The sequence below is a fragment of the Citrobacter sp. Cpo142 genome, assembly GCF_030332425.1.
In the GTDB taxonomy this organism is placed as follows: domain Bacteria; phylum Pseudomonadota; class Gammaproteobacteria; order Enterobacterales; family Enterobacteriaceae; genus Citrobacter; species Citrobacter portucalensis.
On the sequence record NZ_JAOWHW010000137.1, the window covers coordinates 35,670 to 50,296 of the forward strand.

A 14,627-nucleotide genomic window follows, 5' to 3' on the forward strand; every position below is an offset into this window, starting at 1 on the left:
AGAATTCTGTGATCTGTTTGGCAAAATCCAGGTTTATTGTTTACCCTTGTCAGATTGCCAGTCCCGTTGGGACGGCTTTATTTTTCCCATTTGGGTAAGCAAAAAAGGAATATTGAATGGAAGATTTGAATGTTGTCGACAGCATAAATGGTGCGGGCACCTGGCTGGTCCGCAATCAGGAGCTGCTGTTAAGCTATGCCGTCAACATCGTTGCGGCCATCGCCATTGTCATTATCGGTATGATTGTGGCGCGCATCGTATCAAACACCGTTAACCGCCTGATGGTGGCACGTAAAATTGATGCAACCGTTGCTGACTTCCTCTCTGCACTGGTGCGTTACGGTATTATCGCGTTCACGCTGATTGCCGCTCTGGGTCGCGTTGGGGTACAAACCGCTTCTGTGATTGCCGTTCTCGGTGCCGCAGGTTTAGCCGTTGGTCTGGCGCTGCAAGGTTCGCTGTCCAACCTCGCTGCTGGCGTGCTGCTAGTGATGTTCCGTCCGTTCCGCGCAGGTGAGTATGTAGACCTCGGAGGCGTAGCGGGAACCGTACTCAACGTGCAGATTTTCTCCACGACTATGCGTACCGTAGACGGTAAGATTGTGGTGATCCCAAACGGTAAAATCATTGCCGGGAACATCATTAACTTCTCTCGTGAGCCGGTTCGTCGTAACGAATTTATCATCGGCGTGGCTTACGACTCCGATATCGATCAGGTGAAAAAAATCCTCACCGATATCATTCAGTCTGACGAGCGTATCCTTAAAGATCGTGAAATGACGGTGCGCCTGAATGAGCTGGGCGCTTCCTCGATTAATTTTGTGGTACGCGTCTGGAGCAACAGTAGCGATCTGCAAAGCGTTTACTGGGACGTACTGGAGCGTATTAAACGCGAGTTTGACGCCAACGGTATCAGCTTCCCGTACCCGCAGATGGATGTGAACTTCAAGCGTGTGAAAGAGAGCGCGGCAGAGTAATCGCGTGCCCGGTGGCGCTATCGCTTACCGGGCCCACAGGTTTTATAGGCCGGATAAGGCGTCAGCCGTCATCCGGCATTTCCCCCTCCCCCCGTGGTATTAATTCTTCTTATCCCTGATTAAAATTATCCATTTCCGCTAATGTTTTCCCCGCGCTATAGTCTGCTCCTAAGAGAAACAGTTCGGGATGATTAACGTGTTATCGTATTATTTTCAAGGGCTTGCACTTGGTGCGGCTATGATACTTCCGCTCGGTCCGCAAAACGCCTTCGTGATGAATCAGGGGATCCGTCGCCAGTATCACATCATGATTGCTTTACTCTGCGCTATCAGCGACTTAGTGCTGATTTGCGCGGGGATCTTTGGCGGTAGCGCCTTGCTGATGCAGTCACCATGGCTGATGGCGCTTGTCACTTGGGGTGGGGTGGCATTTTTACTCTGGTACGGTTTCGGGGCGTTAAAAACGGCGATGAGCAGTAACCTGGAACTGGCCAGCGCCGAGGTGATGAAGCAGGGCCGCTGGAAAATTATCGCTACTATGCTGGCGGTGACATGGCTCAACCCCCATGTTTATCTGGATACCTTTGTGGTGCTGGGGAGTCTGGGAGGCCAACTGGACGTTGAGCCTAAGCGCTGGTTTGCGCTGGGTACTGTCAGCGCTTCGTTCCTTTGGTTCTTCGGTCTGGCATTGCTGGCGGCCTGGCTCGCTCCGCGTTTGCGCACTGCTAAAGCACAGCGGATCATCAATACCCTGGTAGGATTGGTGATGTGGTTTATCGCTTTTCAGTTGGCAAAAGAAGGTGTTGCGCACGTTCATGCGTTGTTCAACTAAGTGTTGTCTGATGGACAACGCAGCGAGATCGGCTAAGCTTGCCTGCATGTGCCCTGAGTTTCGGGGTAATTAATGAAACATGGAGGAACGACCGTGAAGTTCAAAATAATGGCCCTGGCGGCATTAGTCGGATTCAGCGCACTATCGGTACAGGCAAATGAGTTGCCAAATGGACCGCACATCGTGACTTCCGGAACGGCAAGCGTGGATGCGACACCAGACATCGCTACTCTGGCGATTGAAGTGAACGTAGCTGCAAAGGATGCGGCTTCAGCAAAGAAGCAGGCTGATGAGCGCGTGGCACAATATCTGTCCTTCCTTGAACAGAACCAGATAGCGAAGAAAGATATTAGCGCGGCAAACCTGCGCACCCAGCCGGACTACGACTACCAGAATGGTAAAAGCGTCCTTAAAGGCTATCGTGCGGTACGTACCGTTGAGGTCACGCTGCGTCAGTTGGACAAACTCAATGCGCTGCTCGATGGTGCACTGAAGGCCGGTCTGAATGAGATCCGTTCGGTATCGCTTGGCGTTGCCCAGCCGGATACTTACAAAGATAAAGCGCGTAAAGCAGCAATTGATGATGCTATTCATCAGGCTGAGCAGTTAGCTGCGGGCTTTAACAGCAAATTGGGGCCCGTTTACAGCGTGCGTTACCATGTTTCCAATTATCAACCGAGCCCGATGGTACGGATGATGAAAGCAGATGCAGCGCCTGCGACATCCGCTCAGGAAACCTACGAACAGCCGGTTATTCAGTTTGACGATCAGGTTGATGTGGTCTTCCAGATTGAGCCGACGGCGGGGCAACCAGCAGCAACGCCAGCCAAAACCCAGTAATCATTGCAGACCCGGCTTTCCAGCCGGGTTTTTTCTGTGAGCAACTGTAAAAATGAGACCCCACATCCAGTCTTTTTTTTCGCCGTAATGAGGATAGGCCATAGCGATTTTTAAGGGGACGCTATGGATATTTTTATCTCGAAAAAGATGCGTAATTTCATTCTGCTGGCGCAAACCAATAACATCGCCAGAGCGGCAGAAAAAATACATATGACCGCATCGCCTTTCGGTAAAAGCATTGCCGCACTGGAAGATCAAATCGGCTATACGCTGTTTACCCGCAAAGATAACAACATCAGCCTGAATAAAGCCGGACAAGAGCTGTATCAGAAGCTGTTTCCCGTTTATCAGCGCCTCTCTGCCATTGATAACGAAATCCATAACGCCTCTCGCCGCTCGCGGGAAATCGTCATCGGTATCGACAATACCTACCCAACGATTATTTTTGACCAGTTGATTAGCCTTGGTGACAAGTATGACGGTGTGACAGCTCAGGCCGTTGAATTCAGCGAGAATGGGGTGATTGATAACCTGTTCGATCGCAAACTGGATTTTATTATCTCGCCGCAACACGTTTCTCCCCGCGTACAGGAACTGGAGAATCTGGCGATTAGCGAGCTGCCTCCTCTGCGTTTGGGTTTTCTCGTTTCCCGGCGCTACGAAGAAAAACAGCCACAGGATCTGCTGCGCGAGCTGCCATGGCTGCAAATGCGCTTCCAGAATCGCGCCAACTTTGAGGCGATGCTGGATGCCTACATGCGGCCCTGCGGGATCAACCCGACGATTATCTACCGTCCGTACAGCTTTATGGCCAAAATTAGCGCCGTGGAGCGCGGACAGTTTTTGACGGTGATCCCTCATTTCGCCTGGCGGCTGGTGAACCCGTCGACGCTAAAGTATTTCGATGCACCCGGAAGTCCCATGTATATGCAGGAGTTTCTCTATTCGCTGAAAAATCATCGCTATACCGCCACCATGCTCCAGCATATTGCTGAAGATCGTGACGGTAGTGCAAATTAACCGAGCATCGATCCTGTTTCGAGAAGGTTGCGATGCAGATCGAACGCATGGCTGAGATCGTGATGGATATGTCCGCCGGGCGCTTTCTCCAGATAGCGGTGCAGATAATCCCGGTAAAGAGGGTGTGCACAGTTATCGATAATCGTGTGCGCCCGCTGCATCGGAGATAGCCCACGTAGATCGGCAATCCCTTGTTCGGTTACGATCACTTTAACGCTATGTTCGCTGTGGTCGACATGGCTGCACATCGGCACGATGGTGGAGATTTTCCCGCCTTTGGCAATCGACGGCGCCATAAAGATAGACAGGTAAGCGTTGCGCTCGAAATCTCCGCTGCCGCCGATGCCATTCATCAGGTTCACCCCCGCAACATGCGTGGAATTGGCATGGCCGTAGATATCAAACTCCAGACCGACGTTAAGCGCAATAACCCCCAGTCGTCGAATGATTTCCGGGTTATTGGAGATCTCCTGCGGGCGCAGCACTATTCGGCTGGCGAAGAAGTCCATGTTGTCGTAAATCTTCTGTAGCGACGGGGCTGAAATAGTCAGGCTGGAGGCGCTGGCACCGGTGATCTTGCCCGTTTCCAGCAGATGCACCACCGATTCCTGCAACACCTCCGAATACATCATAAAGGGCGGGATATCCGGGTTTTCCCCCAGCCGCGCCATCACCGCGTTGTTGATATTGCCCACGCCGCTTTGTAAGGGTAGAAATTCCGCTGGAATGCGTTTGTGCGCCATTTCTGCCAGCAGGAAAGTGACTACGTTATCGGCAATTTGCTGGCTGACCGGATTGGTTTTATCCGCCGCATTTCCGGCATCGGGCAGCTCGGTATCCACCACCGCAACCACCTTTTTGGGGTCTATCTGCACGCACTGATTGCCTACGCGATCCATGGTATGAAAAATAGGTACGCTGTTACGCCGTGGTGGCGCGCCGGGTATCACGATGTCGGCAAACTCCGCCACACGCGGATTATGGTAATTATTTAGCTCGATTATCACCTTTTTCGCCCGCAGCAGCCAGGTGGGTGCATTGCCAATACCGCTGGAAAGCCAAATCCGGCCATCTGGCGCGATAGCGGAGGCTTCAATGACGGCAACATCGATTTCGCCAAAAAAACCGTAATTAACCATTTGCGCCACTTCACTCAAATGGAGATCGACAAACCTCACCTGGCCCTGATTAATTTTCTCGCGCAGGCCCGATGACGTTTGATAAGGCGCACGCCAGGAAACGGCATCCGCCGCGGATAGAACATCATCAGCGGCGGCACCAATTGATGCTCCGGTCAGCAGGCGGATCTGAAAAGGCTGCCCGTTCTGATGCCGTTCGCAGGCGCGTTGGGCAATTGCGCTGGGTAACGCTTTGGGTGAACCCGCAGGGGTAAAGCCGCTAAACGCCACCATATCATCGTGCTGGATAATTTCTGCCGCCTGTTCGGCGCTCATCCGTTTCATGGCCGTCTCCTTCCTCGGACGTGATTAATGGCCAACAAAATTAGGTTTACGTTTTTCCATAAACGCGTTCATCCCTTCCTGATAATCCTCGCTGTCGTACACCGCGCGGCGCATGCCCTGAATACGCTCGAACTCATCGGAATTCATGGTGTGCGCTTCACCCAGCACGCGCAGCTCTTCTTTGATGACAGCGATTGCCAGCGGCGCTTTTTCTGAGATGTGGTGTGCCATTTGCAGAGTGAAATCTTCCAGTTCCTCGACGGGCACGACATGGTTAAGGATCCCAACCGCCATGGCGCGTTGAGCTGTAATGGGCGAAGCGGTAAAAATCAGCTCTTTAACGATGTGAAAACCAGCGTCGCGGGTCAGGTTGTGGATGCCCACCAGGTTATACGGCACGCCGAGGTTGACCGGGGTCATTGAGAAAGTGGAGGTACTGGCTGCAATGATCAGATCGGAACTCATGATCATTTCAAACGCGCCGCCCCAGACGCTGCCTTCGACCATGGAGATCACCGGCTTCGGATATTTTTGGATCATGCGGGTGATCTGACGCAGCGGATCGTCATAGGAAAGCGGATCGCGTCGTCCGGTCGGGAGTTCATGAATATCATGCCCGGCAGAGAACACTTTGGCCCCGCTCGGGGCGCGCAGAATGATGCAGCGAATGTCCGCACGATTGAGATCGCTCAGCGCCTGCATCAGATCGTCAATAAACACTTTACTCAGGGCATTGAGCTTGCGGGCGTAATTGAACTCAATAACCGCGACTTTCTGGATGATGACCACGTTGACGTATTGATAAGACATAATGTTCTCTTTATTGAAAGTAATGATGCTGAATAAATTCGCTGATGTGCCGCAGACCGGTGCGTGGCGAAAGATCATTGTTTTTGACGGCCTGTAGCGTCTGCTGGAAATAGCGGTCGAAATCAGTGCGGGCAAACAACAGATGCAGGGCTTCTTCTTCAGCCTGCTGGTGTAACCAGTCCACCGCCTGCTGCTGGCGAACTTTTCCCAGTTTACCGCTGGCGGTCAGGCACGTTTTAAAATCGGTTATTGCTTGCCAGACCTCCTCGATACCGCGTTTTTCCAGGGCGCTACAGGTTAATACCCGCGGCTGCCACTCGTCATATTTACGGCGCAGAATATGCAGGGCTGATTCGTACATATGGCGGGCGATGGCAACGCTGGTATGGTTATCACCGTCGTCCTTATTGATGACGACCAGATCCGCCATTTCCATCAGGCCTTTTTTGATGCCCTGTAAATCGTCGCCACCGCCAGCGATTTGCAGTGAGATAAAGCAATCCACCATGCCTGCGACTTCGGTTTCTGACTGCCCTACGCCGACGGTTTCCACAATCACCACGTCAAAGCCAGCCGCTTCGCACAGCAGCATTAATTCGCGGGCGCGCTGGCTGGCACCGCCTAAATGACCGCTGGCTGGCACCGCCTAAATGACCGCTGGAAGGGACCGGTCGAATAAACGCAGATTCGGCGCGGGCCAGCTCCGTCATGCGGGTTTTATCGCCAAGAATGCTGCCGCCGCTGACCGGGCTGCTGGGATCGACGGCGATCACCGCTACCCGTAATCCGTGGCGGATAAGCAACATGCCGAATGCTTCCAGGAAAGTGCTTTTGCCCGCGCCCGGCGTACCGGTGATCCCTAAGCGCAGGGCGTTACCGGTGAACGGCATAATCGCGTCCAGCAATTGCGTACTCAGCGGCTGGTGGCGCGGGTGGTTGCTTTCGACCAGCGTCATCGCCTGGGCGAGCGTAGCCCGTTCACCGAGTCGCAAACGACGGACGGTATCTTCAAGCGTGGCGGCGTTAATCATGATGCTGACTGATACGGGTTAACACATCGCGGACGCTGTCGAGCATTGGTGTGCCGGGGCCATAAATGGCTGCCACGCCATGTTCGTGCAGGAAAGCGTAATCCTGCGGCGGAATAACACCTCCTGCTACCACGCAGATATCTTCACGCCCCCATTTTTTGAGTGCGGTAACCAGTTCCGGGATCAGCGTTTTATGGCCGGCGGCCAGCGATGAGGCACCAATCACATGCACATCGTTTTCTACCGCCAGGCGGGCGATCTCTTCCGGTGTGGAGAACATCGGGCTGAGATCGACATCAAAGCCGAGATCGGAGTAGGCGCTGGCGATCACCTTCGCGCCGCGATCGTGGCCGTCCTGACCCATCTTGGCGATCAGAATACGCGGGCGGCGGCCATTTTCCGCGAGGAACTGTTCGGTTTGCGCAACGATGGTATCGAACTCATCGGCGGATTTATCAGACTGATGATAGCTTTGCGCAATCACTCCGGTGACGCACTGGCTGGGAACCAGATAGCGATTAAAAGCGACTTCCAGCGCGTCGGAGATTTCACCGAGCGTGGCGCGAACGCGGGCGGCGTTGACGGCAGCAGCCAGCAGGTTTTCATTATGTTGCGCGGCGTGGGTCAACGCGGATAGCGCGGTCTTGACGGCATCGTTGTCGCGGGTGGTGCGGATATGTTTCAGCGAGGCAATCTGCTCGTTGCGCACCTTCACGTTGTCGATCTCCAGTACCGACGTCTCGTCTTCTTTATCCAGCTTGTACTTATTGACGCCGACGATAACGCGCTTACCCTGGTCGATCAGCGACTGTTCACGCGCGGAAGCTTCTTCGATCATCCGTTTAGGGAGCCCGGCTTCGATCGCTTTCGCCATGCCGCCTGCCTCATCAATCTGTTTGATGATCGTGCGTGCCTGCTTCACGATTTGATCGGTGAGTGACTCGACGTAATACGATCCGGCCAGCGGATCGACGGTGCGGCAGATCTCTGATTCTTCCTGAATGATGATTTGCGTATTACGCGCAATACGGGCGGAGAAATCGGTGGGCAGACCGAGCGCTTCATCAAAGGCGTTGGTATGCAGCGACTGGGTACCGCCAAGCGTAGCGCCGAGTGCTTCAATGGTAGTACGCACCACGTTGTTGTACGGGTCCTGCTCGGTCAGGCTCCAGCCGGACGTCTGGCAGTGGGTACGCAGAGCGAGAGATTTCGGGTTGGTCGCGCCAAAGCTACTGACCGCTTCACTCCACAAATAGCGCGCTGCGCGCAGCATGGCGACGTTCATAAACAGATCCATGCCGATACCGAAGAAGAACGACAGGCGCGGGGCGAAGTCATCAATTTTTAGTCCGGCGGAGAGTGCGGCTTTGATGTATTCAATACCGTCTGCCAGCGTAAACGCTACCTGCTGCACGCAGTTCGCTCCGGCTTCACCCATGTGATAGCCGCTGATGCTGATGGTGTTAAAGCGCGGCATGTTGCCGGAGCACCAGGCGATGATGTCGGCGATAATGCGCATGGACGGTTTTGGTGGATAAATGTAGGTGTTGCGGCACAGGTACTCTTTCAGGATATCGTTCTGAATGGTTCCGGTGAGTTGTTCCGGCGTTACGCCTTGTTCTTCTGCAGCGACGATATAAAACGCCAGCACCGGTAGAACCGCGCCGTTCATGGTCATCGATACCGACATCTTATCCAGCGGGATCTGGTCGAACAGTATCTTCATATCTTCGACGGTATCGATCGCCACGCCCGCTTTGCCGACGTCACCCGCCACGCGCGGGTTGTCAGAGTCATATCCACGATGGGTGGCAAGGTCAAAGGCGACGGAAAGCCCTTTTTGCCCGGCGGCGAGGTTGCGGCGGTAAAAGGCGTTGGACTCTTTGGCGGTAGAGAAACCAGCGTATTGACGAATGGTCCACGGCTGCGCGGTATACATGGTGGCGCGCGGGCCACGCACGTAAGGCGGCAGACCGGGAAGGGTGCCCGTGACTTCCAGATTATCGAGGTCTTCTTCGGTGTACAGCGGCTTGATGGCAATCCCTTCCGCCGTCTGTCTTTCCAGCGACTCGACGGTTTTTTCCCGTCGACTGAGTTCTTTATTGGCGAGTGTTTGCCACTCCTGCACGTTTGCCATTTTTTGCTCCGTATTACGCAATAAGTTGAATCTTTGCGAATACGGTGAGCTTTTTCATTTGGCTTGTCGCCAGCAAAAAATAGCCAACAGGGCGTCGTTTTTTGCCGCGTGGCGTGTTTGATTTTGTGATTTATTTCAAAGACGTGGCGGGAATAGCATGAAAAGAGGGTAAAAGACTTGTCGGCCGGATAGGGCGTTACGCCACCATCCGGCACTCAGAGGTTATGAGCGGTTTAATCCTGACGCAGTACGTTGTGACCATAGGCCAGCAGCGCATCGGTGACGTTGCGCATCATGCGGCTTTCCGGCGCAAAACGGTGCCAGTACAGCATCCGGCGCTGGAACAGGCCCGGCGTTAAGTCGATAAGTTCGCCGCTTTCCAGTTCTTTCTCAATCTGCAAGTGGGGGATCATGCAGCAGGTCGTTCCCTGACGCGCCAATTGAACAAAGGCTTCAGACGAGTTAACGATATGGCACGGCACGCTGCCCGGCGGCAGGTCGAAGTTTTGTTGCAGGAACGCCTGGTGCATATCATCAAGATGGTCAAACGCTACCGCTGGAGCTTTCAGCAGGGCAGAGCGGGTGACGCCGTTAGGGAAATAACGCTCGGCGAAAGGTTTAGAGCCAACAAACAGGTAGTCCAGCGCGCCGAGTTTATCCACCAGACAGCTTGGCAGCGCCTGATGTTGAATACTCACCGCACCGACCACTTCACCACGACGCAGACGTTCCTGAGTTCGGGTTTCATCCTCAACCTGCAGGTTCAGCCGAATCGGCGAATTTGCCAGTACCGGAGCCAGCGCCGGAAGCAACCAGGTCGCCAGACTGTCGGCGTTCACCGCCAGTGAGAGCAGCAGCGGCGTCGAACCGGTTTGTTCATCACCCAGCCACTCGTCTTCGAGCAGTTCAACCTGACGCAAAAGCGCCAGTAGTTTTTGCCCCTGTTCGGTTGGGCGTGGTGGTACGGTACGCACCAGCAGCGGTTGTCCGAACATATTCTCAAGCTGTTTTATGCGCTGTGAAACCGCGGATTGCGTGATGCACAGCTTTTGCGCCGCGCGCTCAAATCCTCGTTCACGAATAACCGCATCCAGTGCTTGTAGTGTTCTGTAGTCCGGACGTTTCATTGCTTTGACGCACTCCTGAAAATTTTGCTTGTTCTGCACTATGACACAAATTTAGGTTGGGTAAAGACGAAATCCGCCGCTTGCGAGCGGGTGTGGGGACATTTTTCTGCACAATGTTCTATAATGCGCGTGAATTTTCCCACCATATTCACACCACAGGCGAAACGATCATGACGCAGGATGAACTGAAAAAAGCAGTAGGATGGGCGGCACTTCAGTATGTACAGCCCGGTACCATTGTGGGCGTAGGTACAGGTTCAACAGCCGCACACTTTATTGATGCGCTGGGCACAATGAAAGGTCAGATTGAAGGTGCGGTATCCAGTTCGGACGCTTCAACCGAAAAACTCAAAAGCCTCGGTATCCACGTGTTCGATCTTAACGAAGTGGACAGCCTCGGCGTATACGTTGACGGCGCGGATGAAATCAACGGCCACATGCAGATGATCAAGGGCGGCGGCGCAGCGTTGACCCGTGAAAAAATTATTGCTTCCGTGGCGAAGAAATTTATCTGTATTGCCGACGCGTCCAAAGAAGTCGATATTCTCGGTAACTTCCCGCTGCCGGTTGAAGTGATCCCAATGGCGCGCAGCGCTGTGGCTCGCCAGTTGGTGAAGCTGGGCGGTCGTCCTGAATACCGTCAGGGTGTAGTGACGGACAATGGTAACGTGATCCTTGATGTACACGGTCTGGAGATCCTCGATGCCATCGCGATGGAAAACGCCATCAATGCGATTCCGGGCGTGGTAACCGTCGGTCTGTTTGCCAACCGTGGTGCGGATGTCGCGCTGATCGGTACGCCAGACGGCGTGAAAACTATCGTAAAATGATCTGACGGGAGTGTCTTCTCCCGTTAAAAAAATTTTGGCAGGGCAAATTTGGTGACTTGTGTCACGTTTATAATATTGTCCTGCCGATCTCTCCAAAGAAAAAGTTATCGCCAGTATTTTCCTCTGACATTTCTCTCTGAATGACATTTCTTCAGCACGGCGACGCAAACGTTCATATTGCCGCAATATTATTTTTTGATATGTTGAAGAGACGGATGAAAATCCCACACACAACACATCAGTTTGAACAAAAAAAGACAGGGTCGGGGAAATGGCAAAGGTATCACTGGAGAAAGATAAGATTAAATTTCTGCTGGTTGAAGGCGTGCATCAAAAAGCGCTCGAAAGCCTTCGTGCAGCAGGTTATACCAACATCGAGTTTCATAAAGGCGCTCTGGACACTGAACAACTGAAAGAGTCCATCCGTGATGCCCACTTCATTGGCCTGCGATCCCGTACCCATCTGACTGAAGATGTGATTGACGCCGCAGAGAAACTGGTCGCGATTGGCTGCTTCTGTATCGGCACCAACCAGGTTGATCTCAGCGCTGCGGCAAAGCGCGGGATCCCCGTGTTTAATGCGCCATTCTCTAACACGCGTTCCGTTGCGGAACTGGTGATTGGCGAACTGCTGCTCCTGCTACGCGGCGTACCCGAAGCAAACGCCAAAGCACACCGCGGCGTGTGGAATAAACTGGCTACCGGCTCGTTTGAAGCGCGTGGCAAAAAACTGGGGATCATCGGCTACGGCCACATTGGTACTCAGCTAGGCATTCTGGCGGAATCGCTGGGGATGCACGTCTATTTCTATGATATTGAAAATAAACTCCCGCTCGGCAACGCCACGCAGGTGCAGCATCTTTCCGACCTGCTCAATATGAGCGACGTGGTCAGTTTGCACGTACCGGAAAATGCCTCCACCAAAAATCTGATGGGCGCGCGTGAGATTGCCTTGATGAAACCAGGCGCGCTGCTGATTAACGCCGCACGCGGCACAGTTGTTGATATTCCTGCGCTGTGCGACGCGTTAGCGACCAAGCACCTGGCAGGGGCAGCAATCGACGTATTCCCAACCGAGCCGGCAACCAACAGCGATCCTTTCACTTCGCCGCTGTGTGATTTCGACAACGTGATCCTGACGCCGCACATTGGTGGTTCAACGCTGGAAGCACAGGAAAACATCGGTCTGGAAGTGGCTGGGAAACTGACCAAGTATTCCGACAACGGCTCTACGCTGTCTGCAGTTAACTTCCCGGAAGTTTCGCTGCCGCTGCACGGCGGTCGTCGTCTGATGCACATTCACGAAAACCGTCCGGGCGTACTGACTGCGCTGAACCAGATTTTTGCCGAGCAGGGCGTCAACATTGCCGCGCAGTATCTGCAGACTTCCGCACAGGTAGGTTACGTGGTTATTGATATTGAAGCGGATGAAGATGTGGCAGAGAAAGCGCTGCTGGCGATGAAAGCCCTTCCGGGAACCATTCGCGCTCGTCTGCTGTACTGATTTCCTCTACATGGGCAGGCGGTTGACCTGCCCATCTTTCCTCTGATTTCCCGGCCTCAAAATCTCTTCCTGTCACGCAGACATTCTGTTTTCGAGCCTTGCCGCAATTGGCAAAAAAAGCTACCACTCCCAGATTTTGGATGGCGTCACCACCGCAGGCAGTGGGATATCCCATTCTTCGACAGGCAGCTTTTCCACTCGCTGACAATCGTGCGCGTAGCCTACGGGCTGGATCTTATGCTGCTGCCAGTTTTGCAACGTACGGTCATAAAATCCACCGCCCATACCCAGGCGTTGCCCGACCTCATCAAACGCCACTAACGGCGTAATCAGTACATCCAGTTGTGAGAGCGGCAATACGTCACGTACATCAAGTCGTGGTTCCTGGATCTTTAAGCGATTGGTTACCAGGTCGCTGTGCGGATGATAGTGCAGGAACAGCAGGTTGCCAGGGCTGAAGGGATGAAGAACCGGAAGATAGACGCGCTTGCCCGCTCGCCACAGCTGATCTATTAGCGGCTGGGTATCGAGTTCGCCATCGAACGAGAGGAATACCGCCACGGTATGAGCGAGTACAACAGGGGGATAACTGAGCATTCGGGTCGCGGCTTGCTGACCGTATTGTCGTTGCTGTTCGGAAGTAAGCGCACGACGACGCTGCCGAATCAGTTGACGGATTTCTTGCCGAGATAAAGGGAGTTCAGAAAGTAAAGTCATGGCTGTTGCCAGGTAGAAGGGAATCTCCGAGATGCCGCCGCAGGCTGTAACCCTTGAACCCTTGGTTCAAGGTGAATGCGTCGTCACAGTTTTAAGGCTTCTCGGACGGGCCGAGCATGCTCACCAACCGTGGAGCGCCACATTCTTGTGGTATGAAATATCGGCTCAGGGGACTGGCCCGCTTGCAAACATCTCAGAGAAATTTTGTCTTCACGGTCACTCTACCACAGTAAACCGAAAAGTGTTATTCAAAGTTTTGGCCCGTTTTTTCGGTTATGCGACCCTGATCAAGCAACGCCTGTTCGATGGTCTGTTGTAGCATCCGAATACGTTGTTCCATGCTCGCCGCGTACTCACGCGTCTTCGCTTTTTCCTGAGTTAATTCATAGCTGATGTTCAACGCGGCGATGAAAACCAACTGCTCAGTATTTGTGACTCTAGTGCGAACTTTCAGATCTTGCAATCGCTGATTGAGATCGTCCGCAGCCTGATTCAACGCATCCCTTTGTTCAGGCGGGCAATTCACTCGCAGTGAACGGCCAAATATTTGGATATCGACGGGTTGTGCAGACATGCCACCTTCCTGCTGATTGACTGCGCTGCCTTCGTCTCCAGACCGTGGGTCCGCGAAGGGGCGACACTATAGCTACCCTGGTATCAAGATACAAGCCCTTTTCTGGTCCACCAGGGTCCAAAGTGGTAGCATACCATGAATATTCCTCCCTTTGATGACGAATGCTTATGTCTATACAGAACGAAATGCCTGGTTACAACGAAGTTAGCCAGTTTTTGAACCAACAAGGGGCTGGATTAACCCCGGCCGAAATGCACGGCTTGATAAGCGGAATGATTTGCGGCGGAAATAACGACAGCTCATGGCAGCCGCTGCTGCACGACCTGACGAACGAAGGTCTGGCCTTTGGTCACGAGCTGGCTCAGGCGCTGCTGAAAATGCACTCAGCCACCAGTGATGCCCTCGAAGACGACGGCTTCCTTTTTCAGCTTTATCTGCCTGAAGGGGATGACGTCAGCGTGTTCGATCGCGCCGATGCGCTGGCGGGATGGGTAAACCACTTTTTACTGGGCCTTGGCGTCACGCAACCGAAGCTCGACAAAGTGACCGGCGAAACCGGGGAAGCGATTGACGACCTGCGCAATATCGCTCAATTGGGATATGACGAAGACGAAGATCAGGAAGAGCTGGAAATGTCGCTCGAAGAGATCATCGAATACGTGCGCGTAGCCGCCTTGCTGTGTCATGACACGTTTACGCGTCAGCAGCCGACCGCGCCGGAAGTCCGTAAACCGACTCTGCACTAAGAACGAAACGCAAAGGAGA

Annotated in this window: 13 protein-coding genes, 1 other RNA gene and 1 pseudogene; 7 read left to right on the plus strand and 8 right to left on the minus strand. The window is 53.5% G+C overall.

From position 1 onward, the window contains the following. The first annotated feature begins 116 nt into the window (after positions 1 to 116). The 4 genes from OGY18_RS19945 to srsR all read left to right on the plus strand — a co-directional run bounded on the left by OGY18_RS19945 (position 117) and on the right by srsR (position 3,669). Entirely contained in the window at positions 117 to 977 is an 861-nt protein-coding gene (locus OGY18_RS19945) for a small-conductance mechanosensitive channel MscS (RefSeq protein ID WP_003825461.1), read from the plus strand. 196 nt (positions 978 to 1,173) lie between these two features. Next, a complete protein-coding gene (argO, locus tag OGY18_RS19950) occupies positions 1,174 to 1,809 on the plus strand; it encodes an arginine exporter ArgO (protein ID WP_003027005.1) in 636 nt (211 codons plus the stop codon). Between the two features lie 93 nt (positions 1,810 to 1,902). Beyond that, positions 1,903 to 2,649, plus strand: coding sequence for an oxidative stress defense protein (locus tag OGY18_RS19955; protein ID WP_003825465.1), 747 nt, complete (start codon positions 1,903 to 1,905; stop codon positions 2,647 to 2,649). Positions 2,650 to 2,772: 123 nt separating this feature from the next. Further along, positions 2,773 to 3,669 carry a LysR family transcriptional regulator SrsR gene (srsR, locus tag OGY18_RS19960; protein ID WP_123267936.1) on the plus strand — a complete coding sequence of 299 codons (897 nt, stop codon included), beginning with the start codon at positions 2,773 to 2,775 and terminating at the stop codon, positions 3,667 to 3,669. Here srsR and scpC read toward each other — a convergent pair. From scpC to argP, 5 genes and pseudogenes are all read right to left on the minus strand, one after another. Next, a complete protein-coding gene (scpC, locus tag OGY18_RS19965; RefSeq protein WP_286554145.1) occupies positions 3,666 to 5,132 on the minus strand; it encodes a succinyl-CoA:acetate CoA-transferase ScpC in 1,467 nt (488 codons plus the stop codon). The two genes, srsR and scpC, sit on opposite strands and share 4 nt — an antisense overlap. A gap of 24 nt (positions 5,133 to 5,156) precedes the next feature. Next, on the minus strand, positions 5,157 to 5,942 hold the full coding sequence (scpB, locus tag OGY18_RS19970) for a methylmalonyl-CoA decarboxylase (RefSeq protein WP_008785757.1): 786 nt from the start codon (positions 5,940 to 5,942) through the stop codon (positions 5,157 to 5,159). A gap of 10 nt (positions 5,943 to 5,952) precedes the next feature. Beyond that, positions 5,953 to 6,973: pseudogene (gene meaB, locus OGY18_RS19975) on the minus strand (methylmalonyl Co-A mutase-associated GTPase MeaB). After that, positions 6,966 to 9,110 (minus strand): methylmalonyl-CoA mutase, encoded by a 2,145-nt coding sequence (gene scpA, locus OGY18_RS19980; RefSeq protein WP_286554147.1) that lies wholly within the window; start codon positions 9,108 to 9,110, stop codon positions 6,966 to 6,968. Before scpA ends, meaB begins: the two are co-directional and overlap by 8 nt. 233 nt (positions 9,111 to 9,343) lie before the next feature. Beyond that, a complete protein-coding gene (gene argP, locus OGY18_RS19985) occupies positions 9,344 to 10,237 on the minus strand; it encodes a DNA-binding transcriptional regulator ArgP (protein WP_003825477.1) in 894 nt (297 codons plus the stop codon). 170 nt (positions 10,238 to 10,407) lie between these two features. Here argP and rpiA point away from each other — a divergent pair, with 170 nt between their 5' ends. Continuing rightward, positions 10,408 to 11,067, plus strand: a complete 660-nt coding sequence (rpiA, locus tag OGY18_RS19990; protein WP_003825479.1) for a ribose-5-phosphate isomerase RpiA — start codon at positions 10,408 to 10,410, stop codon at positions 11,065 to 11,067. 271 nt (positions 11,068 to 11,338) lie between these two features. After that, positions 11,339 to 12,571, plus strand: a complete 1,233-nt coding sequence (gene serA, locus OGY18_RS19995; RefSeq protein ID WP_003825480.1) for a phosphoglycerate dehydrogenase — start codon at positions 11,339 to 11,341, stop codon at positions 12,569 to 12,571. Positions 12,572 to 12,691: 120 nt separating this feature from the next. Here serA and OGY18_RS20000 read toward each other — a convergent pair whose 3' ends face one another. The 3 genes from OGY18_RS20000 to zapA form a co-directional block, all read right to left on the minus strand. Continuing rightward, positions 12,692 to 13,288 (minus strand): 5-formyltetrahydrofolate cyclo-ligase, encoded by a 597-nt coding sequence (locus OGY18_RS20000; RefSeq protein WP_003825482.1) that lies wholly within the window; start codon positions 13,286 to 13,288, stop codon positions 12,692 to 12,694. A gap of 19 nt (positions 13,289 to 13,307) precedes the next feature. Next, a non-coding RNA gene (gene ssrS, locus OGY18_RS20005) (6S RNA) lies at positions 13,308 to 13,491 on the minus strand. 41 nt (positions 13,492 to 13,532) lie between these two features. Continuing rightward, positions 13,533 to 13,862, minus strand: coding sequence for a cell division protein ZapA (zapA, locus tag OGY18_RS20010; RefSeq protein ID WP_003026980.1), 330 nt, complete (start codon positions 13,860 to 13,862; stop codon positions 13,533 to 13,535). A 167-nt stretch (positions 13,863 to 14,029) separates the two neighbouring features. On the opposite strand from zapA, the gene OGY18_RS20015 reads away from it, so the two are divergent. Continuing rightward, the gene (locus OGY18_RS20015) at positions 14,030 to 14,608 is read left to right on the plus strand and encodes a YecA/YgfB family protein (protein ID WP_003026978.1); all 579 of its coding nucleotides are present in this window, start codon (positions 14,030 to 14,032) and stop codon (positions 14,606 to 14,608) included. Positions 14,609 to 14,627: the final 19 nt, after the last annotated feature.

Bases quoted from the DNA above. Each gene is read 5' to 3' on its own strand.
- OGY18_RS19945 (WP_003825461.1), top strand. From the start codon at position 117: ATGGAAGATTTGAATGTTGTCGACAGCATAAATGGTGCGGGCACCTGG.
- scpA (WP_286554147.1), bottom strand. From the start codon at position 9,110: ATGGCAAACGTGCAGGAGTGGCAAACACTCGCCAATAAAGAACTCAGT.
- srsR (WP_123267936.1), top strand. From the start codon at position 2,773: ATGGATATTTTTATCTCGAAAAAGATGCGTAATTTCATTCTGCTGGCG.
- OGY18_RS20000 (WP_003825482.1), bottom strand. From the start codon at position 13,288: ATGACTTTACTTTCTGAACTCCCTTTATCTCGGCAAGAAATCCGTCAA.
- scpC (WP_286554145.1), bottom strand. From the start codon at position 5,132: ATGAAACGGATGAGCGCCGAACAGGCGGCAGAAATTATCCAGCACGAT.
- zapA (WP_003026980.1), bottom strand. From the start codon at position 13,862: ATGTCTGCACAACCCGTCGATATCCAAATATTTGGCCGTTCACTGCGA.
- OGY18_RS20015 (WP_003026978.1), top strand. From the start codon at position 14,030: ATGTCTATACAGAACGAAATGCCTGGTTACAACGAAGTTAGCCAGTTT.
- scpB (WP_008785757.1), bottom strand. From the start codon at position 5,942: ATGTCTTATCAATACGTCAACGTGGTCATCATCCAGAAAGTCGCGGTT.
- serA (WP_003825480.1), top strand. From the start codon at position 11,339: ATGGCAAAGGTATCACTGGAGAAAGATAAGATTAAATTTCTGCTGGTT.
- argP (WP_003825477.1), bottom strand. From the start codon at position 10,237: ATGAAACGTCCGGACTACAGAACACTACAAGCACTGGATGCGGTTATT.
- rpiA (WP_003825479.1), top strand. From the start codon at position 10,408: ATGACGCAGGATGAACTGAAAAAAGCAGTAGGATGGGCGGCACTTCAG.